Annotated in this window: 19 protein-coding genes; 4 read left to right on the top strand and 15 right to left on the bottom strand. The window is 76.7% G+C overall.

Going from position 1 to position 22,319, the window contains the following annotated elements; all coding sequences use genetic code 11:
* Nucleotides 1-26: 26 nt before the first annotated feature.
* Complete coding sequence (locus K1J57_RS19750) at nucleotides 27-443, bottom strand: hypothetical protein (protein ID WP_255646439.1); 417 nt, start codon at nucleotides 441-443, stop codon at nucleotides 27-29.
* Between the two features lie 355 nt (nucleotides 444-798).
* Between K1J57_RS19750 and K1J57_RS19745 the strand changes: the two genes are divergently transcribed.
* A complete protein-coding gene (locus tag K1J57_RS19745) occupies nucleotides 799-1,947 on the top strand; it encodes a hypothetical protein (RefSeq protein WP_220560043.1) in 1,149 nt (382 codons plus the stop codon).
* Here K1J57_RS19745 and K1J57_RS19740 read toward each other — a convergent pair.
* The 6 genes from K1J57_RS19740 to K1J57_RS19715 form a co-directional block, all read right to left on the bottom strand.
* Nucleotides 1,937-4,063, bottom strand: a complete 2,127-nt coding sequence (locus tag K1J57_RS19740; RefSeq protein ID WP_220565660.1) for a TIGR03986 family CRISPR-associated RAMP protein — start codon at nucleotides 4,061-4,063, stop codon at nucleotides 1,937-1,939. The genes K1J57_RS19745 and K1J57_RS19740 overlap by 11 nt on opposite strands.
* Nucleotides 4,064-4,182: 119 nt before the next feature.
* A complete protein-coding gene (locus tag K1J57_RS19735; RefSeq protein ID WP_220560041.1) occupies nucleotides 4,183-4,929 on the bottom strand; it encodes a hypothetical protein in 747 nt (248 codons plus the stop codon).
* The gene (locus tag K1J57_RS19730; protein WP_220560040.1) at nucleotides 4,926-6,527 is read right to left on the bottom strand and encodes an RAMP superfamily CRISPR-associated protein; all 1,602 of its coding nucleotides are present in this window, start codon (nucleotides 6,525-6,527) and stop codon (nucleotides 4,926-4,928) included. The genes K1J57_RS19735 and K1J57_RS19730 overlap by 4 nt, the downstream gene beginning before the upstream one ends.
* The gene (locus tag K1J57_RS19725) at nucleotides 6,524-8,329 is read right to left on the bottom strand and encodes a hypothetical protein (protein ID WP_220560039.1); all 1,806 of its coding nucleotides are present in this window, start codon (nucleotides 8,327-8,329) and stop codon (nucleotides 6,524-6,526) included. The genes K1J57_RS19730 and K1J57_RS19725 overlap by 4 nt, the downstream gene beginning before the upstream one ends.
* Nucleotides 8,326-8,991 carry a hypothetical protein gene (locus K1J57_RS19720; RefSeq protein WP_220560038.1) on the bottom strand — a complete coding sequence of 222 codons (666 nt, stop codon included), beginning with the start codon at nucleotides 8,989-8,991 and terminating at the stop codon, nucleotides 8,326-8,328. Before K1J57_RS19720 ends, K1J57_RS19725 begins: the two co-directional genes overlap by 4 nt.
* Nucleotides 8,988-10,799 (bottom strand): hypothetical protein, encoded by a 1,812-nt coding sequence (locus K1J57_RS19715; RefSeq protein ID WP_255646438.1) that lies wholly within the window; start codon nucleotides 10,797-10,799, stop codon nucleotides 8,988-8,990. Before K1J57_RS19715 ends, K1J57_RS19720 begins: the two co-directional genes overlap by 4 nt.
* A 249-nt stretch (nucleotides 10,800-11,048) precedes the next feature.
* On the opposite strand from K1J57_RS19715, the gene K1J57_RS19710 reads away from it, so the two are divergent.
* Nucleotides 11,049-11,204: a hypothetical protein gene (locus K1J57_RS19710; protein ID WP_220560037.1), complete on the top strand. Its 156-nt coding sequence runs from the start codon at nucleotides 11,049-11,051 to the stop codon at nucleotides 11,202-11,204.
* A gap of 269 nt (nucleotides 11,205-11,473) precedes the next feature.
* Here K1J57_RS19710 and cas6 read toward each other — a convergent pair whose 3' ends face one another.
* Both cas6 and K1J57_RS19700 read right to left on the bottom strand, forming a co-directional pair.
* On the bottom strand, nucleotides 11,474-12,430 hold the full coding sequence (gene cas6 / locus K1J57_RS19705) for a CRISPR system precrRNA processing endoribonuclease RAMP protein Cas6 (protein WP_220560036.1): 957 nt from the start codon (nucleotides 12,428-12,430) through the stop codon (nucleotides 11,474-11,476).
* A 73-nt stretch (nucleotides 12,431-12,503) separates the two neighbouring features.
* Nucleotides 12,504-13,034, bottom strand: a complete 531-nt coding sequence (locus tag K1J57_RS19700) for a DUF1697 domain-containing protein (RefSeq protein ID WP_220560035.1) — start codon at nucleotides 13,032-13,034, stop codon at nucleotides 12,504-12,506.
* A gap of 83 nt (nucleotides 13,035-13,117) precedes the next feature.
* On the opposite strand from K1J57_RS19700, the gene K1J57_RS19695 reads away from it, so the two are divergent.
* Nucleotides 13,118-14,125, top strand: a complete 1,008-nt coding sequence (locus K1J57_RS19695; protein ID WP_220560034.1) for a hypothetical protein — start codon at nucleotides 13,118-13,120, stop codon at nucleotides 14,123-14,125.
* A gap of 36 nt (nucleotides 14,126-14,161) precedes the next feature.
* Here the strand turns inward: K1J57_RS19695 and K1J57_RS19690 are convergent, their stop codons facing one another.
* Together K1J57_RS19690 and K1J57_RS19685 are read right to left on the bottom strand one after the other, a co-directional pair.
* On the bottom strand, nucleotides 14,162-15,898 hold the full coding sequence (locus K1J57_RS19690; RefSeq protein ID WP_370634685.1) for a cation acetate symporter: 1,737 nt from the start codon (nucleotides 15,896-15,898) through the stop codon (nucleotides 14,162-14,164).
* Between the two features lie 20 nt (nucleotides 15,899-15,918).
* Nucleotides 15,919-16,389: a DUF485 domain-containing protein gene (locus tag K1J57_RS19685; protein WP_255646437.1), complete on the bottom strand. Its 471-nt coding sequence runs from the start codon at nucleotides 16,387-16,389 to the stop codon at nucleotides 15,919-15,921.
* A gap of 492 nt (nucleotides 16,390-16,881) precedes the next feature.
* Here K1J57_RS19685 and K1J57_RS19680 point away from each other — a divergent pair, with 492 nt between their 5' ends.
* Nucleotides 16,882-17,136: a hypothetical protein gene (locus K1J57_RS19680; protein ID WP_220560031.1), complete on the top strand. Its 255-nt coding sequence runs from the start codon at nucleotides 16,882-16,884 to the stop codon at nucleotides 17,134-17,136.
* Between the two features lie 161 nt (nucleotides 17,137-17,297).
* On the opposite strand, the gene K1J57_RS19675 is transcribed toward K1J57_RS19680, so the two are convergent.
* From K1J57_RS19675 to K1J57_RS19660, 4 genes are all read right to left on the bottom strand, one after another.
* Nucleotides 17,298-18,386 carry a GNAT family N-acetyltransferase gene (locus K1J57_RS19675; protein WP_220560030.1) on the bottom strand — a complete coding sequence of 363 codons (1,089 nt, stop codon included), beginning with the start codon at nucleotides 18,384-18,386 and terminating at the stop codon, nucleotides 17,298-17,300.
* A 154-nt stretch (nucleotides 18,387-18,540) separates the two neighbouring features.
* A complete protein-coding gene (gene hutI / locus K1J57_RS19670; RefSeq protein WP_220560029.1) occupies nucleotides 18,541-19,746 on the bottom strand; it encodes an imidazolonepropionase in 1,206 nt (401 codons plus the stop codon).
* Nucleotides 19,743-21,095: a formimidoylglutamate deiminase gene (locus tag K1J57_RS19665; RefSeq protein WP_220560028.1), complete on the bottom strand. Its 1,353-nt coding sequence runs from the start codon at nucleotides 21,093-21,095 to the stop codon at nucleotides 19,743-19,745. Before K1J57_RS19665 ends, hutI begins: the two co-directional genes overlap by 4 nt.
* Entirely contained in the window at nucleotides 21,092-22,297 is a 1,206-nt protein-coding gene (locus K1J57_RS19660; protein ID WP_220565657.1) for an allantoate amidohydrolase, read from the bottom strand. The genes K1J57_RS19665 and K1J57_RS19660 overlap by 4 nt, the downstream gene beginning before the upstream one ends.
* Nucleotides 22,298-22,319: the final 22 nt, after the last annotated feature.

The raw sequence follows: 22,319 nt of genomic DNA, 5'->3' as shown, positions 1-22,319 counted from the left end.
GTAGGTGAAGGCGATACTCGAACCCGTTACGTCCGTTTTGTCGTTGCGTCGATTCGGCCGACCCCTTTTCTTGTGGCCGAAACGGTCGGTTTCCGCGGCCGCCGTCCGCTGACCACGAACGAACGACAGGCGGTGACCACGCCCTTATTGTCCCTGACCAGGTCGGAGGGGATCAACAGGTCGTCGCGCTCGGGGTGGGCGAAGCCGACCACGGACGAGACGATGAGCCACACGCCCGGTTTCGGCTCGGGCAGATTGGCCCTGGTGCGCCGTTCGGCGATCAGCGGCACCGGGCCCGGGCAGGTGGAGTCGTCCAGGTGGCCCACGGGCACCCGCTCGGCCTCGACCCTGGCGGGGTCGTCCGTGCCCGGCCAGGTGCCGATGACCTTCGCCTCGTCGTCCACGACTGTCACCACATGCGGCGTCAGGTTGAGCACCGGCATCCGGCGACCTCCGTTCCTCTCTCACAGCGCGTCCCCCGCGGCCGCGCCCGCCCCTTCCGGAGGGCTCACCGCAGTCTCTCGGACAGGGACGATGGGGGCCGGGAGTGACATACCGCCGACCGCCTCTGGGACTCCAGTGACCTGTGTTTCTGGTGTCCGTTTAATGGGCTTCTCTATTGTTTTATATGCCTTAGGGACCAGGGCCGATAATTGACAGTTGGTCGCCTCAGTCCTAGTTTGTTAGTTGGTCTCCCGTTGACTCGGGAGTGCCACCTGAGGTCTCACGTACTCGCACACGCTTCTCCGGAGGGCTGGGGAAGCGACCCGGCCCCGGAACACCCGGGGAGAAGAGTTCGTGAGCACGCACCACTGCTCCGCCTGGGAGCTGTTCGGCTCCGCCGCCTTCCTGCGCGTCTTCACGCGCGTCCTGGGGTGCGGGCCCTGCTCCGCGGACGGAACCGCGCAGGGCTGCTCGGGCCACGCCGAACAGTTCTGCGACTACGTCGACCTGTGCGCCGAGCACTGCCCGTGCCCGGACCACGGCGGCGACCCCGACGGCGTCATCGCCGTGCGCATGCGGCGCGCGGCGCCCGTCGGAGGGGCGGTCGACCGGACCGCCGCGCACCGGCTGCGCGACGCCCTGGACGACGTGCGCCGGGACCGGTCGTACAAGAACCTGCGCCACGTCTACCCCCAGCCCGCCGCCGACGGGCGGGTGCGCTGCGCGTTCTCCGAGCGGCCCCGGCGCTGGGCCCAGCGCCGCGACGTGGCCCGCGTGGCCGCCGACGTGGTCGACCAGGAGGCGCTGGCCATGCTCGTGCTCACCGCGGGCTGGGGCAACCCCGCCGCCGACCTGCCCGAGGACATCTCCCCCGGCGAGACCGTCTCCTTCACCGAGGACGGCAGCGCCGTGCCCGTCGCCGACCTGCACGGCCGCGGGCTGGGCGGCCCCAAGGAGGCCCCGATGGTCTCCACCGCCACCGGCGACTACCTCCTGCGCAAGCTCGCCGAACTGGCCGCCGGCCGCGACGCCGACCCCGGGCGCACCCCCGACCAGCGGCGCCGCCTCCTGCTGCGCCGCCTCCTGCCGGCCCTGAGCGGCGAGGACGTGGCCCGCAGGCTCACCGGGGTCCTGGGGCGCATGGCGGTTGACATGCCCACCCACTTCGCCCTGGTGCAGCAGGCCCGGGGCCGGGCCCGCAGCGCCCCCTACGCACCCGTGCCGGACGCCCCGGCCGTCCCGGCCGGGGCCGACCCCGAGCGCCGCGAGGTGCTCAGCGAGGAGGAGAAGATGTGGCTGGAGCGGACCGCCCTGGAGCTGTCCGCCCGCGCGCAGGAGCGGCGGGCCGCCCTGGAGGCCGACCCCCAGGGCACCCTGGACACCCTGCTGTGCGCGATCCTGGAGGAGGGGCGGGGCGTGCCCGCCCGCTGGGCGGACGCCCAGGACGACCCCGACCGGCGCGCCGACCTCATCGACGCGCTGACCGAGGTCATCACGGGGTGAGCAGGCCGGCCGCCGCGTAACGGTCGACCAACGGGGGCAGGACCGGGTACTCGGCGAACGCGCGCAGCGGCATCACCGCCGTGTCCTCCCAGGGCAGCCGGTGCCGCCAGCGCGCGGCCAGCAGCACGTCCACGGCCTGGTCCACCTCCCGCCACCGGGACGGGTCGCCGCTCCCGGAGATCCGGCGTGCCGCCAGCGCGCCGTCGAAGGCGTCCAGGAACGCCCGCACCCGGGCGGCGCCGGCGCGCTCCACCCCGGCGTCCGGGTCCGGGGACAGCGCCCGGGCCCGCCGGTCCACCAGGTACAGCCGCGGCCGCAGGTGGACGCTGCCCATCCCCAGCGACTTGCCCATGCCGATCTTGTGCGCGTACTCCGGATCGGCCGGGTCGCCGCCGTCCACCGGGTTGTCCAGCAGCAGGGCCCGCAGCAGGGCGCCCAGCTCCCCGTCGGTGAGGTTGGTGAAGGTGATCCGCGACCGGAACACCAGGCCGTCGCGGAGGGGGACGACGTCGCGCTGGGTGTCCCGCGGCGGGCCGTGGCCGCCCCCGGGCGGCAGCACCTCCAGGCCCGGGTCCTCGCGGGCGGCCTCGTCGTAGCGCACCGGCGAGCCCAGGCCCTCGCGGTGCCGGTGCAGGTAGGCCTTGTAGCCGTTGAGCCGCACCTGCCCCTCGTGCGCCCACGTGATGACGTCGGCCCTGCCCCCGGCCGCGTCCGGCCCCTGGAGCAGGTAGTTGGCGAAGCAGCCGCGCTGGGGGGAGAGCAGCCGCACCCGCAGGGCCGCCCCGTCTGGGTAGTCCGGGTCGGGGTCGGTGCACACGGCGTTGCCGAAGAACACCCGCCCCTTGGAGGCGGACGCCTCGCCCGCGAACGTGTCCACGTCCCCGAACAGGGCCCGGCCCACGTCCACCGGCCGCCCCGCGCGGTCGGCCCGGTCGGCGTCCCCGTGCTGGGGGCTGAGCAGCGCCTCCGGCACCGCCCGGCGGATCGGGTCGTCGTCGCTGACCGCGATCCGGTAGCCGCCCGAACGGCCGAAGGACACCACCGACCCCCGCGGGTCCACATCGAACCAGACCGGCTCCATACCGCGGCGGGGCAGCCCGCCGCCGCCGGAGCCGCCGACCCGCTCGCGCTCGGGGTCGCCCTCCTCCGTACCGAGCCCGTCGGGGAACGCGGCCCGCTGGTACCCGGTGATCTGCTCGGCCGACTCGAACATCTCCACCAGGGCGTCGGGGACGCGCAGCCGGCCGGTGCGCAGGTCCGGGGGCCGGGGGAACAGGTAGGCGTTGCGGCGCTCGCCCCCGGCCGCGCCGGTGAGCACCACCAGGGCCGGGACCACCCCGCCCCGGCCCAGGTCGCGGACGTCGATCCGGTGCTCCGCCAGGTGGGCGCGGGCCTCCTGCTCCGTCGGGGCGACCGCGGAGACGCGCCGCTCGCCGGGCAGGTGGACGGCGTACACCCAGCGGTACTGGAGCCGGCCGTGCTGCTCGTGGGCGGTGGGCACGTACGGGGCGCCCCGGGGGTTGTCCGGCAGGTCGTCCACCCCGAAGTCCCACCGCTTGAGGCTCTCCCGCAGCACCGTGAACGGCACCTTCAGCGCCTGGCCGCGCTCCCCGCCGGGCCTGGCCGCCGGGACCTCCACGATGTACCAGCGGTCGCGGGAGCGCTCGTGGAACAGGAAGCCCTGCCGGGTGCGCAGGCCCGCCCGCCGCCTGCGGTACTGGGAGTGGCGCAGCGCCATCACCGAGCGGGTGCGGGGCGACAGCGTGCTGTCGGCCGAGGCCGGGTCGATGCGCACCGGCGCCCGGAAGAACAGCATCGGCGTGTTGACCGGCCCGGTCTCCCCGCTGGTGAGCATGCGCAGGGTGTTGCGGACCAGGCCGCGCAGCCCCGAGCCCGGCAGCACGGGCAGCGGGGTCTCGCCGTGCGGCAGCCGCAGGGAGCGGCTCACCCCGCCCCGGTCCGGGGTGCGGCCCACGAAGGTGGGCGTGAGGGTCGTCAGGGACAGGTCGATCCACCCCGAGTGGGTGCCGCGCACCGTGCGGTCGTGGCTGCGCAGCAGGTCCCCGGTGTCGTAGCCGCCGTGCAGGTCGGCGGCGGGCACGGGCTCGGCGGCCATGCGGACCGCTCCGTAGGGCGCGGTGGCGCGCGCCGGGGCGTCCCGCCCGGCGGGTCGGGGCCGCTCGGCGGGGCGGGGACGCTCGGCTCCGCCCAGGCGGGAGGCCACGTCGCGGGGGTTCACCACGGCGCCTCCCCGACAGGCTCGTCGCCGGTGCCCGGGTCGAACACCGGGCCGGTCGGCTTGGGCCCGGTGGACAGGCCGGTCAACCGGTGGAAGGCCACCCCCACGGTGCCGGTCCCGGGGTCCTGCGCCCAGTACTCGCGCACGGTCAGCCAGCTGCCGGTCCCCTCGGCGACGGCCCGCCCCCCGCGCACACGGCGCACCCGCGCGGAGAAGTCGCTCCACACGACCGGCAGGACCGCGCGCGCTCCGGAGGGCTCGGCGGTCACGGTCAGCGGCACCCCCTCGCCCGGGGAGCGGCCGTGTTCGGGCCCGGTCCAGCCCTGGAGCAGGAAGGAGCGGTCGCGCGGGCGCAGCCACGGGGGGACCTCTCCGGGCGCGTCGGCGCAGATCCACCCGGACCGGCCGCCCTCCCCGATCCGGATCTGGGCGTGGGCGGCGAACACCAGCACCTCCAGAACGCGGACCCGGTCGGCGGGCGCGGCCGGCGCCGCCGCCGACAGGTCGGCGGTGCCGGGGCCGTCCGACCGGTGCCAGCGGTCCCGCGGGCAGACCCCGGTGATCCGGCCGTCGCCCAGCTCGGCCAGCAGCCACTGCGGCGCGTCCGGGTCGCCGGGGGGACCGGGCGGACCGGTGTCGAGCAGGCCGCAGCGGACGCCCCGCACGAAGACGTCGTCGAAGACCGCGTCGATCTCCGCGGTGCCCAGCCGGCGCACGGTCACTCCCGCAGGGGCGTCGGTCACGGCCGTCCTCCTTCCCGTCGTGGCGCTTCGGGCCCGGTGTCACCGGAGACCAGGAGGCGCAGGGCGGCCACCCACTCCCGGACGGCCTCCGCGTCCGGGCCGTCGGGGGCGAACACCGCCGCGACCAGGTCGACGCGCCGCCGCGGCCCTTCACCGTAGGACACCAGCTCCGCGCCGACCGCGCTCACCCGGCCGTGGCCCACGCCCGAGCCCGCCCCCAGCGTGTCGAAGGGCACCGTGGCCAAGTCGCGGACGACGAGCGCGCACAGGCCCAGAACCGCGTCGTCGGGGTCCTCGACGTCGAACACCGCCTCGGCGGTCCCCCCGCACTGGAGGTCGTGGGTGAACAGGCGGCCGTCCACGGAGTCCCCGAACAGGGGGTCCACGGCCATCCGGGTGGCCGTCACCGGCGCCCCGCCGGTGATCACCGGGACCTCCCGCAGCCGCACCCGGGAGGGGCGGGGGGCGGCGTCCCGCCCCGGGGTGTCGGCGCCCCACCAGTGGCCGAACCAGTCCTGCGGACCGGCTCCGCCCAAGGCCTGGGCGGCGTCGCGCACCGTCCGCGCCGCGATCCGCTTGACCAGCGCGAACAAGGCAGTGTCGCCGAGCACCGGGGCCATGCGCACCTCGCCCTTGTCGGGGTCCTCGACCACCGGGCGCCACCGGTGGGCCCGGTCCGTCTCGCCGAGCCGGTCTCCGGCGGGGACGTCCCCGACCGACAGCAGCCCCGGACGCAGAGCGTCCGGCGGCGGCGCCAGCGGGTCCTCGCGCTCGCCCACCGCCAGGGTCAGCCGCAGCTCGGCCCGGCGGCGCCGGTCGGGGGCGGCGACCCGCGCCGCCACGTGGGCGGCCGTCCCGGTCCGGCCCGCGGCGCGCAGCTCCCGGCCCAGGGTGTCGGCCAGGTCGGCGGGGGCGTCGGCCAGGGCGTCCTCGCCGGCCTGCCACCGCTCCCGCCAGGAGACGCCGTGGTGGGCGAACCAGTCGTGTTCGTCCCCGAGGTCCAGGCGGCGGGCCGCCCAGTGGGTGGCCCGCACCGCCCCGTGCCCGCGGCCGGTGCGCCCGCCCAGCCGGGCGCCGGCGCCGCCGACCCCCTCCGCGGCCAGTGCCAGCAGTGTCAGCAGCCGGGCCTCGTCCGCGGGCGCGGGAACCCGCAGCCGCAGGTGGACGACGAACACCGTGCCCGCCGGGAGCACCTCCCACTGCCACAGCAGGCCGGGCAGGACCGTCCCGGAGGCGGGGTCCACCCGGGTCCCGGTGCGCACCGCCACCCCCGTCCCCTCCGGCAGGCGCGCGAACGCGTCGTCGACCTCCAGCGCGCTGGCCCGGGGAGCGGTCCCGTCGTCCTCGGCGGTCCCGAACAGCTCGCCGGCCCGGCCCGGACCGCCCGTGCGGGCGGCCAGGGAGTGGCGCAGCAGCCCGGCCAGGGTGGTGGCGCGCAGCCGGGGCGCGCCGGTGCGCGGGTCCCGGTCCAGGTACAGGTCCACGTCGCTCTGGGCGGCGTGCCGGGGCACCGCCTGGGCGGCGCCGATGTGGGTGTCGGAGAGCAGGCACCAGCGTCCGGCGACCTCCCACAGCACCCCGGGTCCGGGTGTGTTCACCGGCGGCCCCCCTGGGTGTGGGCCGGGTCGCGGGTGCGCAGCACCCGGGCGGTCTCGGCCAGCCAGGAGGACACCAGCGCCAGGCACAGCCGGGCGGCGTTCCGGCGCTCCCAGGCGCGGGCGCGCGGAGAGAGCCCGGCGGGGTCGTCGCGCGGCGGCAGCCCGTCGGCCAGGGACAGGTCCACCGCGGCGATGGCGGCCGCGTAGGCGGGGCTGTGCGCGGGCCGGGGGCGGTTGGCCTCCCACCAATCGGCCGCGGCCCCTCCCCCGCCGACCCCGGACAGCCACACCCGCACCGGGATCGGCGGGCTGCCGGGCGGCACCACCCGGGCCCGGGCCAGCGCCCGGACGGCCCGGTCGTGCAGGGTCTTGGGGGACCCGCCCGCGGAACGCTCCCCGGCCAGGACCCCGGCCAGCGCGTCCAGGGCGGCGTCCGCGCCGTGGTGCGGGTGGGTGACCGCCTCCCGCAGCCGCCCGACCAGGCTGGGGGTGAGCGGTTCCAGCCGGCGGGCGGACCGGCGGGCCAGCATCCGGGCGTGGTCGCGGACCGGTTCGGCCGCGGCGTTCCACAGCAGGTCGTCGTACAGGGCGGCCAGCCCCGGGTCGTCCCACTCCAGGGGGCCGTGGGCGGCGACGGCGCCGCCGTCGGGCAGGGCGACGGTCCCGGCGGGGCGCCCCGCCAGGGGCACGGCCTCGGGAGCGGGCGGCAGCGGGCCCCGCGGGGGCGGGTCCAGCAGTACGAACTGGCCGTGGCCGTCGATCACGCGGTCGCCCAGCGGGTCGGCCTCGATCGCCCGGACCAGGGCGGCGGGCAGGGCGCGGTCCAGCACCAGCCGCACCACCGCGCCGGGGGCGGCCGCACGCCTCTGGGCCATCGGCCCGCGGTAGCCGCGGTGGTAGGCGCCGACCACGGTCGACTCCACGTGGGAGGCGACCACCCGCACACCGGCCCCCGGCAGGTGCCGGGCCAGAAGCGCCCGGACCTCCGCGACCAGGGCGCCGGGGGCGTACTGGCCGTGGTCGCCCACCACCAGCGCCGGGGACAGCAGCAGCAGGTCGACCGGCTCCCCCGCCGCCCAGGAGCGCCGCCCCGCCGGCGCGGTCCGGTCCGGGGAGAGCGGGGCGTCCGGGTCGACCGGGGACACGCGCACCCCGCCGTGGGCGCGGGTGCCGCCAGACCCCAGGGTGAGCGAGCCCCGCGCGGCGTCCAGCACCCCGATGACGCGCTCGGCGAGCGCCTCCAGGCCGGCGGGGTCGTCTGCCAGCAGCTGCCAGCGCGCCTCGAAGACCTGGCCCGAGTCCAGGGCCGTGGTGAAGAACGGCACCCCCCGGTCGGGGTCGCCGGTGCGCGCCCGCCCCAGGTAGCGCTCGGTGGTGGTGCGCACCCGCGCCCGCAGCGACCGGTCCAGGGTGATGGGGTCGCGCACCGCCCGGTAGGGCACGGCCGGGTCGGCGTCGGCGAACACGTCCGCCATGGTGTCGCTGTTCTTGCCCAGGGTGTACAGGTAGGCGGGCGGCGGGTAGGCGGCCCGGGCCGGGCCCGGGCCCGGCAGGTCCGGGTCGGCCCCCGGCTCCAGCCGCGGGTGGGCGGCGGCGAACCGGACGGCGCCGCCGTCGGCGACCCATGCCCGCTCCTCCTCCCCGAGCCCGGCCCTGCGCAGCGCCGCGGCGAGCATCCCGCGCTGGGCGCGCCCGCCGATGACGTGCTCGGAGTCGATCCGCAGCGGGTCGAAGGAGGTGCGCACCACCAGGGTGTCCGCCAGGACGTAACGCAGCGGCAGGTAGCCGCTCACCCCGCTCACCGCGGCTCCCGCACGGGCGGGGCGGCCAGCCGCAGGGTGAGGGCGTCCGGGTCCTCGTCCGGATCCCCGGCCAGGCGCACGTCGACCCGGCCCCGCCCCCGGGTGCCCTTGAGGCCGATCCCGGTGGTGGCCAGGCAGGCGCGGGCCAGCAGCCGCCAGTGGTCCGGCCCCGGCTCCCGGGCCCAGGTCAGCTCCGAGGTCAGGACCAGGCCGGGCAGCAGCACCCGGTGGGTGCGCAGCCGCCCCGGCTCGGCGGCACCGTGCGGGCCGACCTCGATCCCGGTCTCCAGCACGGTGTGGGCGTCGGTCACCGCGCGGCGCAGCACCGCGCGCGCCGACTCCGACCGGCCCGCCAGCGCGCGGGCGACCGCGGTGCGCACCGCGTCCCCCGCGACGGCGTGCCCCAACCGCAGCATGCGGTCGCGGCCGTGTGAGCGCTCCCGGCCGAACACCTCGCCCACCGCGTCCTCCAGGCCCGGGGACACCGCCAGGGCGCGCCGGGCGCCCGCGCGCAGCCGCGCGGCCAGCCGGTGGCGGGGCAGGTAGGGCAGCCCGTGGTCGTCGGTGACCACGTCGGTGTCGGCGCCGGTGCCGTCGGCGCTGGCCCCCACGAACAGCGCGGGCGAGGCCAGCCGCACGACGACGCGCCCGGGGGCGCTCACCGGGGACCGCCCCCGGGTCCGCCGCGGGCCGCCGACAGGCGGGGGTCCAGGGCCCGGGACAGCCCCGGGTCCAGGTACAGGTCCATCATCTCCACGGCGTCGAGCAGGCCCGCGGGCTCCCAGTCCCGGGGCAGGTCCACCGGCCCGCCGGTCACCCGGGCGCGCCGGGCGATCTCCGGGGCCGGGTCGGTGCCCGACTCCAGCAGGGGCACCAGCGACGAGATCAGCCAGCCCCGCCGCCGGGAGTCGCCCTCCGCGGTCAGGCTCCCCGGGGCGTCCGGGTCCAGGTACCGGTCCAGGAAACCGGTGAACCCGGTACCGGTCAGCGGCAGGCCGGTGCGCCGCACCGGGCCCCGCCGGGCCGCCTCCCACCGGGCGAGCACCCGGTCCACCCCGTCCACCCGGGTCGTCCACGCCACCACGTGCTCGTCGGGGGCGCCGTCCTCCATCGCCGCCACCCGGTGCCGCTTCGCGGTGGCGCACATCGCCTCGCACAGGTCGTGCCCCAGGGACAGGGGCGCGCCCACCGGCTGCACCGCGACGCCCACCCCCACCGTGGGCACGAACGTGGTGTGGCGGTGCCCGCCGTACCCGGCCGCGGTGCGCCCGCCGCCGGGCCGGTCGCCGTGCGCGGCGACCAGCGTGCGGTGCAGGGCGGTGCGGGGGTCGGCCGGGTCGCCGATCCCCTCCGGGTCCGCGTCCAGCCACTCCAGGGCGTACCGCACCAGGGGCAGGGCCAGCCGCGCGTCGCACAGGACGGTCAGGTCGTCCCCGGCCACCACGATCGGCCGCACCGGCAGCCGGACCGGGCCCGACGGCTCGTGGTCCAGGGCGATCGAACGCGCCCCGCCCGGAATGACCGGCTCCCGGCCCGGGTCCGCGCGCACCGTCGCCGCCACCGCGCGGACCAGCACCCGCGCCAGCGCCCCGGTGAGGTCCGCGATGCGCTGCGACAGCCGCCGCTGCGCCAGGGCCCCGGAACCGGGCACGTCCCGGTCGCCCGCCCGCTCGCGGTACTCGCCCAGGATCGCGCCGAGCCCGTTGACGTCCAGGTGCACCACCGCGATCCGGCTGACCCCGCCCGGCTCCCGGCCCAGCCGGTCCACCTCCATCGGCAGCGCCAGCCGCGGCGCCCCGGTGGCGGTGGCCGCCCCGGCGGCCCAGGCGGCGCTGTGCGCGCGGTGCCAGCGGCGGCCGATCCCCCGGGCGCGCGCCACGTCGGCGCTCACCCGTTCGGGGACCCCGGGGCGGTCGTCCTGGGCGCGGCTGGGGTCGAGCACCTCGGCCGGGCCGCCGCCCACCGCGCACACCGCGGTGATCCCGTACCCGTGCGCGGGGTCGTGCAGGGTGGACATGTACCCGCGGGCCCGCCGCAGCCGGTCCGGCAGCAGGGCCAGGGCCTCGTCCACATCGTGCGCCGGGGCCGACCCCTCACCGGGGGCGGAGGGGCCGTAGGGGACGTGCGCCACCACGGGGGTGAGGTCGCCGGCGCGCTCGCGCAGCACACGGGTGTAGCGGGCGGTGAAGCGCCGGGCCGCCGCCGCGTCGGGCAGGACCACGGTGAGCGCCCCGCCCGCGTCGCGCAGCACCGTGCAGTCGTCGGGGACCAGGCCGGCGATCCCCCGCACCGGGTCGGAGGTGTCGGTGAGTTCGGCGACCAGGGCGGCCCGTCCCACCGCGTCCAGGATGCGCCGCCCGCTGTACACGTAGGCCTGGATACCGCGCAGGTCCACGCCGACCACCACGCCCCGTGCCGGGGGCGCGGGCACGCCGGCGGCGGACCGGTGCTGCTCGGAGGCGGAGGTCACCGTGTCGAGACTCCTCGTCGCGTGGCCGGGCGGGGGCAGGGCGTGGGCCGGGCGGGACCCGTCCACCACTCTCGGACGGTCCGGTCCCATCGACGGCCCACAACCCTTACCAGCCCAAGGGCGGCGAGGCATCCCCGGGAAGGGGATTGGCCCGAACCGGCCACCCGGCGAGGGGGCCGGGCGGCCCCCGCCCGTGTCTGTCCGAGAGGGTTTCCATGCACGAACCACCCACGGTACGGAGGTTCCCCGGTGTCGCCGCACACATCAGAGACGATCACCCAGCACGAGCCCGCTCCGACCGCCCCTCCGGAGCCCGCCCCGCTCACCCCGCAGGAGCTGGTCCCGCACCTGCGCGACCTGGCCCGGTCCCTGCGCGAGCGGGCCGCCGACCGGCGCCCCTCCTGACCCGGACGGGCAGCGGACCCCACGGTCCCCCCTCCCCGGAACGCCCCGACCGGAGCCGTTCCGGACCGGTTCCCCGGCCCCACCCCGCCGGGAGCCGCACGGCGACGAGATCCACCGCCCCCGCGCCCTTCGACCCCGCGCGCAGGCGGCCCCGCCGGTCCGGTCATCCCTCTCCTCCCGCGCCCCGCCCCCCGCGCGTGCACGACAACGCCTCCGGCGCGCCCGTCCACCGCGGACGCCGCCCGCCACCGCCCCCGGCCGCGAGCCCCTCAGTCGAAGAGCAGTCCTCCGAACTCCTCCAGCCCGGCCACCGCCGCACGTGTCTCCAGCGGCCCCGGCCCGGGCCGGGAGGGCGGCCGCTGGGGGGCGCGGCGGGCCCTCTGGGCCACCACCGCGGAGGACGGGGCGCCCGGGGTCACGGTGTCCACCAGCACCGAGCCGAAGCCCTGCGCCGTGTACTTGCCCACGCCGGTCAGCTCCACCAGTTCCAGCAGGGCGGTGAAGGCCTCGGCGTGCCGCCGGTCGCCGCCGGTCAGCTCCAGGCGCAGCCCGCCCTGCCAGCCCAGGACGGTCCGGCCCTCGGCCTGATGGTGCTCGGCCAGCCGGATCTCCTCACCGGGCACGGGGAGGCGGCGCACCAGGTCCAGCCCCTCGAACGCCGACTCCAGCCAGGTCCCCGCCAGCGCGGGCGGCGCGAACCGGGCGACCGCGCCCATCGCCCCGCTGCCGCCGACGATCCCTCCGCCGGAGCGGTGGACCGCCCCGAAGATCCGGCGCGGCCCCGGCCACACGTGCGGGATCCGCTCACCGGAGGAGTCCCGGGTGGCGGTGACCACGGGGGTGCGGCTGCGCAGCTCGGCCGAGCGGACCGGCAGCGGTCCCCGCGGACCGGCCAGCAGCTCCCCGTAGCGCCGGTCGAAGGTGCGGGTCACCGACAGGGGTTCGAGCAGGTGGTCGCCGATCCGCTGGACCCGGCCCACCGCCTCCTCGGGGTCCGAGGGCGGCGGCACCTCGTCGTCCAGCCAGGTCAGCGTCCAGTGGTACAGCCGGTCGCCCAGCGGGGCGGGCCACCCGTTCATCGCCCACCGCTTGGCCAGCGCGTGTTCCTCCGGCGGGTGGGGCCACCAGCGGTTGAGCAGGCCGTGGCAGTCCTCGGGACGGATCGGGCGCGCCGTGTCGGCCCGGTCGCGCAGGATCACGGTCCATCGTCTCGGCACCGGTACCACCGTCCATTCGGGGAACGCGCCGTGGTCTTCTCTCGGACAGATGTTTTCTCTCGGACAAGTATTTCGGCAGGGGTCAGGAGCGCGCCATCTCCGCGAGCCTGAGCACCGTCCGCCAGTTGCGCCCGGTGACGAACCCGTCGGCGTGCCGGGCCACCACGTCGGGCAGCCGCGCGAAGCGCAGGCCCTCCTCGTGGACGGTGTACGCCTCGGTCGCGGTCGCCGCGAGGCGCTCGCGCGGGTACTCCGCCGGGTCCAGCGCGGACAGCGCCGCGGTGTCCAGCGTCCCCGAGCAGAACAGGACGAGGAAGCGGGAGGGGTCGGCCACCTCCAGCGGATTGGCCTCCACCGCGGCGCCGAGCGCCTCCGCGGTGCGCACCACCACCGGCACCTCCAGCCCGAACCGCTCGCGCAGCCCCGCGCCCACCGCCGCGGCCACCGCCTCCGGCCCCTCGTCCCCCGAGGCGACCACGGCGTTCCCGCTCTGCAGGTGGGTGGTGACGTCCCGGTAGCCCAGGTCGCCGAGCAGGCCCCGCAGGTCGGCCATGGCGATCCGGTTGTGCTTACCGACATTGACCCCGCGCAACAACACCACGTAGACACCCATGGGGCCATTGTGCCGACCGGTACCGACGCCCCGGCCCGTACCCTGGGGAACGCCGCGCTGTTGCACCGAATCCCGGAGACGCCGTGACCCGCCTGAGCCATACGTTCGACCTCGCCCCCGCCGACCGGGGAACGGTGGACCGGATCGTCGCGGGCCTGTACGAGGTGGCCGCGGCCTGCCGGTTCGACGGCCGCGGCTGGCTGCTGCCGCCCGCCGAGGAGGACCTCGCCCCGCTGGTCGAGCGCGCCGGGGAACTCGGGCTCGTCGACGTGCGCGAGCGCGCCGGGCGGCTGGCCCGGCGGGAGGCCGCCGTCGCGGAGCTGCGCGACGGCTCGCCCGACCCCGAGCGCCGGAAGGCGCTGGAGGCCCTGGCGGCCCGGTCGGGGCTCCAGCTCCAGACCGGCCGCCACCTCCAGGAGCGCGCCCACTACCTGGTCGCCGAGCTCTCCCCCGACGGGGTCCCCGTCGAGCCCGGCGACGACGAGGACAAGGGGTGGAGCAGCACCGGCGTCACCGTCACCTCCTGGGACCCCTGGGGCCGCGCCTCCGTCGAGTACGCCATGCCCGACACCGCCGGCACCGGCGACGCCCCGGTGACCTGGGGCTCGGTGTCCCACGACGGGGCGGCCGGCACCGTGGACTGGACCCTGGACGTCCGGCTGCCCGGGCGCGGCCCCCGGCTGCGCTCGGCCTCGGCCTCCCTGCACCTGGACCTGGACGCCTGGTACGCCGCCCTGGAGGACGGCCCGGTGCCGCCGGCGCACCTGACCGCCACACACGCCATGGCCCGGGTGGAGGGCTGGATCGAAGCGGCGGCGACCCCGGAGGGGCGCTGGTCGGTGAAGGTCGTCCTGGACGTGCGCGGCCGGGGCCTGTACAGGCCGTTCGTGGCGGCGGCCCTGTGGGCGACGCGCACCTCCTTCCGCAGGCGGGACGCCCGGATCCGCCGGGAGGGGGCCGACGAGCCGACCGTGGCCGACCGGCTGGAGCAGGCGACCCGGGCCTGGGACGCCGCGGCGCGCTCCGCACCGGAGATCCCCGGCCTGCTGGCCGACCTGGCCCGGGCCCTGGAGCGGGCGCGCCGCCCCTGACCCCCTCCCCAGGCCCGGCCCCGGGCGCCCCCGCGGTCACTCCTGGTCGGCGCCCCAGCCGGTGAGGGAGCGCACCCGCAGCTCGGTGAACCGGGCACTGTTGCGCTCGGGCGAGAGCAGGCTGCCCACCACCGCGCAGGCGAACCCGACGGGCACCGCGATCAGCGCCGGGTTCTCCAGGGGGAAGAAGCCGATGTCGATCCAGGACGGCAGCACCGACAGGTTCTCCCCCGTGGCCGGGTCGGTCTTGCCCGACATCACCGGCGAGAACAGCATGAGCAGCAGGGTGGACGCCAGGCCGCCGTAGATGCCCCACTCCACGCCCTTGGTGTTGAACCGGCGCCAGAACATGGTGAGCACGATGACCGGGAGGTTCGCCGCGGCCGCGATGGCGAAGGCCAGGCCCACCAGGAACGCCACGTTCTGCTCCTGGGCCTGCACGGCCAGCGCGATGGCCACCGCGCCGATCAGGCACGCGGAGAACCGGGCCACCGCCACCTCCTGCGACTCGCGCGGGCGCCCCCACATGAGGATGTGCCCGAACAGGTCGTGGGCGATGGAGGAGGACGAGGCCAGGGTGAGGCTGGCGATGACCGCCAGGATGGTGGCCAGCGCCACCGCGGAGATCAGCGCGAGCAGCACCGCGGCGCCGACCGGCCCTGCGGTGAGCCGCCCCAGCTCCTCGGCGAGCATCGGCACCGCGCTGTTGCCGGAGGGGTCCAGGGCGAGGATGCGCTCGGAGCCCACCAGGGCGGCCGCCCCGAACCCCAGGGCGAGGGTCATCAGGTAGAAGGCCCCGACCATGAGGATGGCGCGGTTGACCGACGAGCGCGCCGAGCGCCCGTCGGGCACGGTGTAGAAGCGGATGAGGATGTGCGGCAGGGCGACCGTGCCCAGCACCAGTGCCAGCCCCAGGCTGATCAGGTCGAGCTTGTTGAACATGGTGGTCGCCGGCTCCCCCGGCACCTCCACGCCGAAGCCCAGCCCCGGCTCCAGGAACGCCGGCCCGTGGCCGCTGGCGTCGGCGGCGGCGCCCAGCAGGGCGCGCGGGTCGAACGAGAACATGGCCAGGACCAGGACGGTGAGCAGCCCGGTCGCGCCCAGCAGCACGACCGCCTTGATGATCTGGAGCCAGGTGGCGGCCTTCATGCCGCCGTACATGACGTAGACGATCATCAGCACCCCGACCAGCACGATCGCGCCGGTGCGGGCCTGAGCGGCGTCCACGCCCAGGAAGGTGCCGCCGTCGTGCAGCCCGAGCAGGACCGACACCAGCGCGCCGGCGCCGACCATCTGGGCGACCAGGTAGAACACGCACACGATGACGGTGGAGACCGTGCAGGCCAGCCGCACCCGCATCCGGCGCATCCGGAACGCGGGCAGGTCGGCCATGGTGAACCGGCCGGTGTTGCGCATCAGCTGGGCCATGGGCAGTACCAGCAGCCAGGCCACCAGGAAGCCGATGGAGTACAGGAACCCGTCGTACCCCTGGAGGGAGATCATCCCGGCGATGCCCAGGAACGAGGCGGCCGACAGGTAGTCGCCGGTGAGCGCCAGGCCGTTCTGGGTGCTGGAGAAGCCGCGCCCGCCCGCGTAGTAGTCGACGGCGCCCCTGGTGGTGCGCCGGGCCCGAATGGTGATGGCCAGGGTGACCAGGACGAACAGGGCGCACAGCCCGATGGTCCAGGCGTGCGCGGCGCCGAACCGGCCGTCCAGCGCGGTGGGCGCGGCGAGGAGGTGGGCGGTGCCGTCCCCCGTGACGGCACCGATCATCCCGGACGCGCCGGCCGCGGTCATGGGCGCACCGCCGCGCCGTCCGCCCCGTCCCGCGCGGCCGGGTGCGGCCGGGCGCCGCCGGCGGCGCGGTCCCGGACCTGTGCGGCCAGGGGGTCGATCGCGCGTTCCGAGAAACGGCCGAACGCCCAGGCGAGCACGAAGGTGAGCAGGAACTGCCCTATTCCCATGACCAGGGCGACATTGACGGATTCGGCGATCCGGATGCTCATGAAATCGCGCGCGTAGGCCGACAGCAGCAGATAGGACATGTAACTGCCGAGGAAGGCGGCGACCAGCAGGCCCGCCTGAATCGCGAATCTCCTTCGCAGCCGAACGAAGCCCGGATCGACGGACATGCGTTCGCAGGCGTGGGCGATATCGGCCTGTGCGCGCCGCCGCGCCGCCGCCGACCTGCCCGGGGGCGCGTGGAGTTCCCCTCCGGGATCCGGCACGCGCCTTCTGTAGACGCCCTCCATGTAATCGACCACGGCCCTCCCCCTGAATTCACCTTCTTCCGGGCACCGCTCCCCCGCGGCCCCGCCACCGCTCGGCGCGCCGTCCGCGGCGGGCGTGTGCGAACCCCCGCACCCGCCGCGGGCGCCCCCCTATTTCCGAGCGGTACGGGCAACACCCTAGCCACGGTTTCCACGCCGTGTTCATCAAATGCGCAAATCGACTGGAGGAAATCACCGGACACCGTTTCAGGAACGGACGAAGAAGAAGTCGCGACTACAGTCGGCACCAAATCGCCGCACATCACGCGACCCGGATCACACGTGCGCGGAAGCGGGGAAGGCCCTGTTCAACACGGGCACGCCGGAGCCGTCGGGCCGCAACGGTCCCCGGTCTTCGCTAGGCTTCGGGGCGACCCCGAACCCTTGCACGGCGAACCCGGTGAACATCCGGCCGTTTCGTTCGTACAGGTGTATGATCAGGGGGTCCTGCACTGTTCAACGCGATACCGAAGGGAAATCCCCGCCGTGGTCACCGAGGTCTTCACGCGCAAGTACTGCGATCCCCACGCCGTCCGCGAGGAGAAGGTCGAGGCGACTGAGGTCATCCAGTTCGCCTGGGACGGCACCGTCCGCGAGGTCGACGCCTGCGCCGACTGCTTCAAGGAGCACGAGGCCCGCTTCGAGCCGCTGGTCGACTACTCGCGCCCGGTCAAGAAGCGCCGCGCCACCAAGAAGTCCGCCGAGACCGCGGGCACCGAGGCCGACGAGAGCGGCGAGTAACACCCGCGCCCGGTCCGGCACCGACCGCGACCGCCCGCGCACCCGAGCACTCCTCCACGGACGAGCGCTCCCGTGCCCCAGGAGACGGCCTCGACGCGTCGAGCACGAACGGGGGTCGGCGACACCCCCGGTGCCGTCGGCCCCCGTTCCCGTGCGGACGGTCAGCCGCGGCCCATGAGGCGGGCCAGGCGGCCCTCCCGCTCCCCGGAGGGGCCGGACTGCAGGGCTTCGGCGACCGGGAGCCGCGCGTGCACGTAGGAGCCCTCCTGCACCCGCACCGAGGCACCGGAGCGGCTCATGATCCGCAGCATCGCGGTGTTGGACAGGGTGGTCTCCGCCCGCACCTCCGCCAGCCCCCAGTCCGCGGCGACGACGGTCAGCGCCCGGGCCAGCGCGGTGCCCACACCGCGGCCCTGCCAGGCGTCCTCCACCAGGAACGCGATCTCCCCGACGCCCGGGTCCAGGGTGTACATGAGGTGGCCCAGGGCCACCGGCTCCTCCTCCCCCTGCGGCCGCACCGCCAACGTCAGCCCGCGTTCGGGGTCGCAGAACACGCGGAGCATCTGCGGGGTCGGCTCGGCCAGCCCCGCCAGGTAGCGCCCGCGCACCGTCTCGGGGGTGCAGCGGCGGTGCAGGTCCACCACGGCGGGCGCGTCCGCCTCGCGCACCTGGCGCAACGACAGCGGGACGCCCTCTCCGGTACGGACGATCCGGTCGGTGGGCACCGGGCCGGCGGAGGGCATCACCGAGCGCACCAGGGCGTCGGCGCGGCTGGACTCGGTCCAGGTGAAGGGGCGGGAGGCGCGGCGCACCAGCACCCCGCGCAGCGGGCCGACCGGCACCAGCAGGGAGGTGCCCGGCTCCGGTCCGCCCGGGCCCTCGGCCCGGGTCAGGTTGGTCCAGCCGGCCCCGTCGGCCGTCAGCAGCTCGGCCAGTGCTTCGGGCAGCCGGTTGGGGTGGGCGCGCAGCCGCGCGGTGAGCAGCAGGGCCCGGGTCACGTCGTCGCCGACCTCGCGCCGGTGGGCGGGAACCGCCGTCACCGTCCCGGTCGGGCAGTGCTCCTGGAGCGCGCGCAGCGCCGCCCCGGGGTCGCCCGGGATCTCCGCCACGAACTCGTCCACCACGCCCGAGACGTCGGTGTGGATGGACAGTCCCACGATGTCGCCGCCGCATTCCGCGAGGGCTCCGACGAGTCCGGCCAGACCGCCGGGCCGGTCCTCGACCGCGGTCCTGATGCGCCACAGACCCACAGCGCCCCCTGGAGAAGATGTTCCCGCCGCCGCGGGGACGACGCTGTCCCCGCGGCGGCGGGACGCGCACCGACGTGATCCCAGGTTGGGGGACGCAGGTTTCCGGGACGTTAGGCGCCCGTTGAGTTCTGCGCCCCGCCGCTCCGCACGGGGCTCAGGGGCGGCCGTGGGCCAGGACGCCGTCCTTCCACACCGCGGCGACCAGGGGGACGCCCGGCCGGTAGGCCAGGTAGAGGTGGTTGGGCGCGTCCAGGAGCACCAGGTCGGCGCGGGCGCCCGGGGCCAGCCGGCCCACGTCGGTGCGGCGCAGCGCCAGCGCCCCGCCCGCCGTGGCCGCCCACACGGCCTCGTCGGGGGTCATCCCCATGTCGCGGACCGCGACGGCGATGCAGAACGCCAGGCTGGAGGTGAAGCACGACCCCGGGTTGCAGTCGCTGGCCAGGGCCACGACCGCGCCCGCGTCGATGAGCGCCCGCGCGTCCGGGTAGCTCTGCCGGGTGGAGAAGTCCACCCCCGGCAGCAGGGTCGCCACGGTCGGCTCGGGCCGCCCGCCCGCCTGCGCCAGCGCGTCCACGTCCTCGGCGGACAGGTAGGTGCAGTGGTCCACCGACGCCGCGCCCACCTCCACCGCCAGGCGGACCCCGGGGCCCTCGCCCAGCTGGTTGCCGTGCACACGGGGCAGCAGCCCCCGCTCCATCCCGGCGGCCAGCACCCGGCGCGAGGCCTCCTCGTCGAAGGCGCCGCGCTCGCAGAACACGTCGATCCACCGCGCGTGGGGGGCGCACGCGTCCAGCATCGGGCCGGTGACCAGGTCCACGTACCCCTGCGGGTCGTCGGCGTACTCGGGCGCCACCACGTGCGCCCCCAGGAAGGTGACCTCGTCGGTCACCCGCCCCGCCACCCGCAGGGACCGCGCCTCGTCGGCGACGGTCAGCCCGTACCCGGACTTGACCTCCAGGGTGGTCGTGCCCTGGGCGCGCGCCTCGGCGGCAAAGCCGCGCGCCCGCCCCAGCAGCTCGGCGTCCGAGGCCGCCCGGGTGGCCGCCACGGTGGTGCGGATGCCCCCGGCGGAATAGGGGGTCCCGCTCATCCGGGCGGCGAACTCGCGGCTGCGGTCGCCCGCGAACACGATGTGGGAGTGGGAGTCCACGAAGCCGGGGAGGACGCACCTCCCGGCGGCGTCCACCCGCGCGTCGGCGGCCGGGGCCCGGCCGCGCGGACCGGCCCACGCCACCGTCCCGCCCTCGATGACCAGGGCGGCGTCCTCGATGACGCCGACCGCCCCCTCCCCCAGCCCGGGGTCGTTGGTGACCAGGGTGGCGATGTCGTCGATGAGGATGCTCTCGGGCACGTCGGTCACTTGAGGATCTCCTTGATCACCGTGTCGAGGTCGCGGGCGAGGTCGGGCATCCGGGTGTGGACGCCGTCGCGGACGGTCCAGCGCCCGTCGGCCATCACGTTGCGCACGTCGGAGGCGTCGGCGGCGAACACCACCGCGTCCACCCCGCGCGCCGGGTCCGCGCCGGCCAGCCGCACCCCCTCCAGGGGCACGTTGACCAGGTCGGCGCGGGCCCCCGCGGCCAGCGCGCCCGCGTCGTCCCAGCCCAGGGTGGCGTGGGCGGTGGCCGCGCGCAGCAGGTCGCCCGCGCCCAGGGTGCCCCGCCGGTGGGTGCGCAGCCGCTCGTGCAGCTCCACGGCGCGCGCCTCCTCGAACATGTCGATCCGGGCGTGCTGGTCGCTGCCCAGGCTCAGCCTGCGGGCGTCCAGGTCGCCGGTGCGGGGCAGGCCGTCGGCCAGGTCCCGTTCGGTGGTGGGGCACAGGCACACCACCGAGCGCGACCCGCGGATCGCCGCGACGTCGCCGTCGGTGAGGTGGGTGGCGTGCACCAGGCTGGTGCCCTCCCCCAGCAGCCCGGCGTCGCCGAGCACGGCGGTGGGGGTGCGGCCGTGGGCGGCCAGGCAGGCCGCGTTCTCGGCGGGCTGCTCCGACAGGTGGACGTGCAGCGGGCCGCCGATCCCCGCGGCGGCAGCCGCCACCTCGGGCAGCTCCCGCGCCGGGACCGCGCGCACCGAGTGGGCGGCCGTGCCCAGCAGGGCGTGGCCGGGCAGCGGCCCGAACGAGCGGACCCGCTCGGCCCACCCGGCGGCGTCGCCGTCGCCGAACCGCGTCTGGGGCCCGGACAGCGGCCGGTACGTCCCGTCCGGCTCCAGCCCGCCCGCCAGGTAGCAGACGTCGAGCAGGGTCAGCCGCACCCCGGCGTCGGCGGCGGCCGCCACCAGCGCCCGCCCCATCTCGTTGGGGTCGGTGTAGCGGACCCCGCCCGGGGCGTGGTGCAGGTAGTGGAACTCGCCGACGCACGTCACCCCGGCCAGGGCCATCTCCGCGTAGACCGCGCGGGCCAGGCGCAGGTAGGTGTCCGGGTCGAGCCGGTCGGCCACCCGGTACATCACCTCGCGCCAGGTCCAGAACGAGCCGCCGTCGGCGTGGGTGCGCCCGCGCAGCGCCCGGTGGAAGGCGTGCGAGTGCGCGTCGGCCAGGCCCGGAAGGGTCACCCCGGGCAGCACCTCGGCGTCGGCGGGGGCCGCGGTGCGGGCCGTGACCGCGGTGAACCGGCCGCCGGCGACCTCCAGCAGCACCCCCGGTTCGGGGGCGCCGTCGGCGGAGCCGGTCCAGGCCCATTCGCACCACAGGCGGGTCGGCGCGCTCATCGGACCGCCTCTCCGGTGAGCAGGTCGGCCAGGACGTCGGCCAGGGCCGCCACCCCGGCGTGGCAGTCGTCCGGGCGCGCCCACTCGTGCGGGGAGTGCGACACCCCGGTGGGGTTGCGCACGTACAGCATCGCGGTGGGGACGTGCGCGGCCAGCACCCCGGCGTCGTGCCCGGCGCCGGTGGGCAGCACCGGCACCGCCGGGCCGTCCCCGGCGAGCACCGCGCCGAGCCGGTCGCGCAGGCCCTCGGTGAAGGCCACCAGCGGGGTGCGGGACTCGGCGGTCACCGCCACCCCCACCCCGTGCTCCAGGGCGGCGCGCTCGGCGGCCCCGCGCACCCCGGCCACGACCGCCTCCAGGGCGGCCTCGTCGGCGGCCCGCGCGTCCAGCCAGGCGTTGACCAGCGACGGGATCGCGTTGGTGCCGTTGGGGGCGACCCGGGCCTTGGCGACGGTGGCGCGGGCGCCGTGTGCGGCCGCCATCTCGCGGGCGGCCAGAATGGTGTGCGCGAACGGCAGCATGGGATCGCTGCGGTCCTCCAGGCGGGTGGTCCCCGCGTGGTCGGCGCGGCCGGTGAAGTCCAGCCGCCACCGGCCGTGCGGCCAGATGGAGGAGCCCACGCCCACCGGGTGCGGGGTGTCCTCCAGTGCTCGGCCCTGCTCCACGTGCAGCTCCACGAACACGTCGAGCAGCCCCAGGGTCGCGGGGTCGGCGCCGGCGGCCGCCGGGTCCAGCCCGGCCCGCTCCATCGCCGCCGCCCAGGTCGTCCCGTCGGCGTCGGTCAGGCCCAGGGCCCGCTCCGGGGAGATCTCCCCGGTGCTCAGCCGGCTGCCCAGGCAGGGGACGCCGAACCGGCCGCCCTCCTCCTCGACGAACACCGCCAGGGCCAGCGGCCGCGCCGGGCGCACCCCGCGCCGGCGCAGCTCGTCCACCGCCGCCAGTGCGCTCACCACCCCCAGCGGGCCGTCGAAGGCCCCGCCCGAGGGCACCGAGTCCAGGTGCGAACCGGTGGCCACGGCGCCCGGACCCGGCGCGCCCCACCAGGCCCACAGGTTGCCGTTGCGGTCGGTCCGCACGTCCAGTCCGCGGGCCTTCGCCTCCTGGACGAACCAGGCCCGGGCGTCGGTGTCGGCGCCCTCCCAGCTGAACCTGCGGTAGCCGCCGTCCGGGTCCCGGCCCACCGGGGCCAGGTCCGCCCACATCCGATCGAACGCCCCCGCGTCG

Source organism: Nocardiopsis sp. MT53 (assembly GCF_019598965.1).
Lineage (GTDB): Bacteria > Actinomycetota > Actinomycetes > Streptosporangiales > Streptosporangiaceae > Nocardiopsis > Nocardiopsis changdeensis.
Note: the sequence above shows the minus strand (reverse complement) of the source record. Positions and strands in the feature narration are given on the sequence as shown.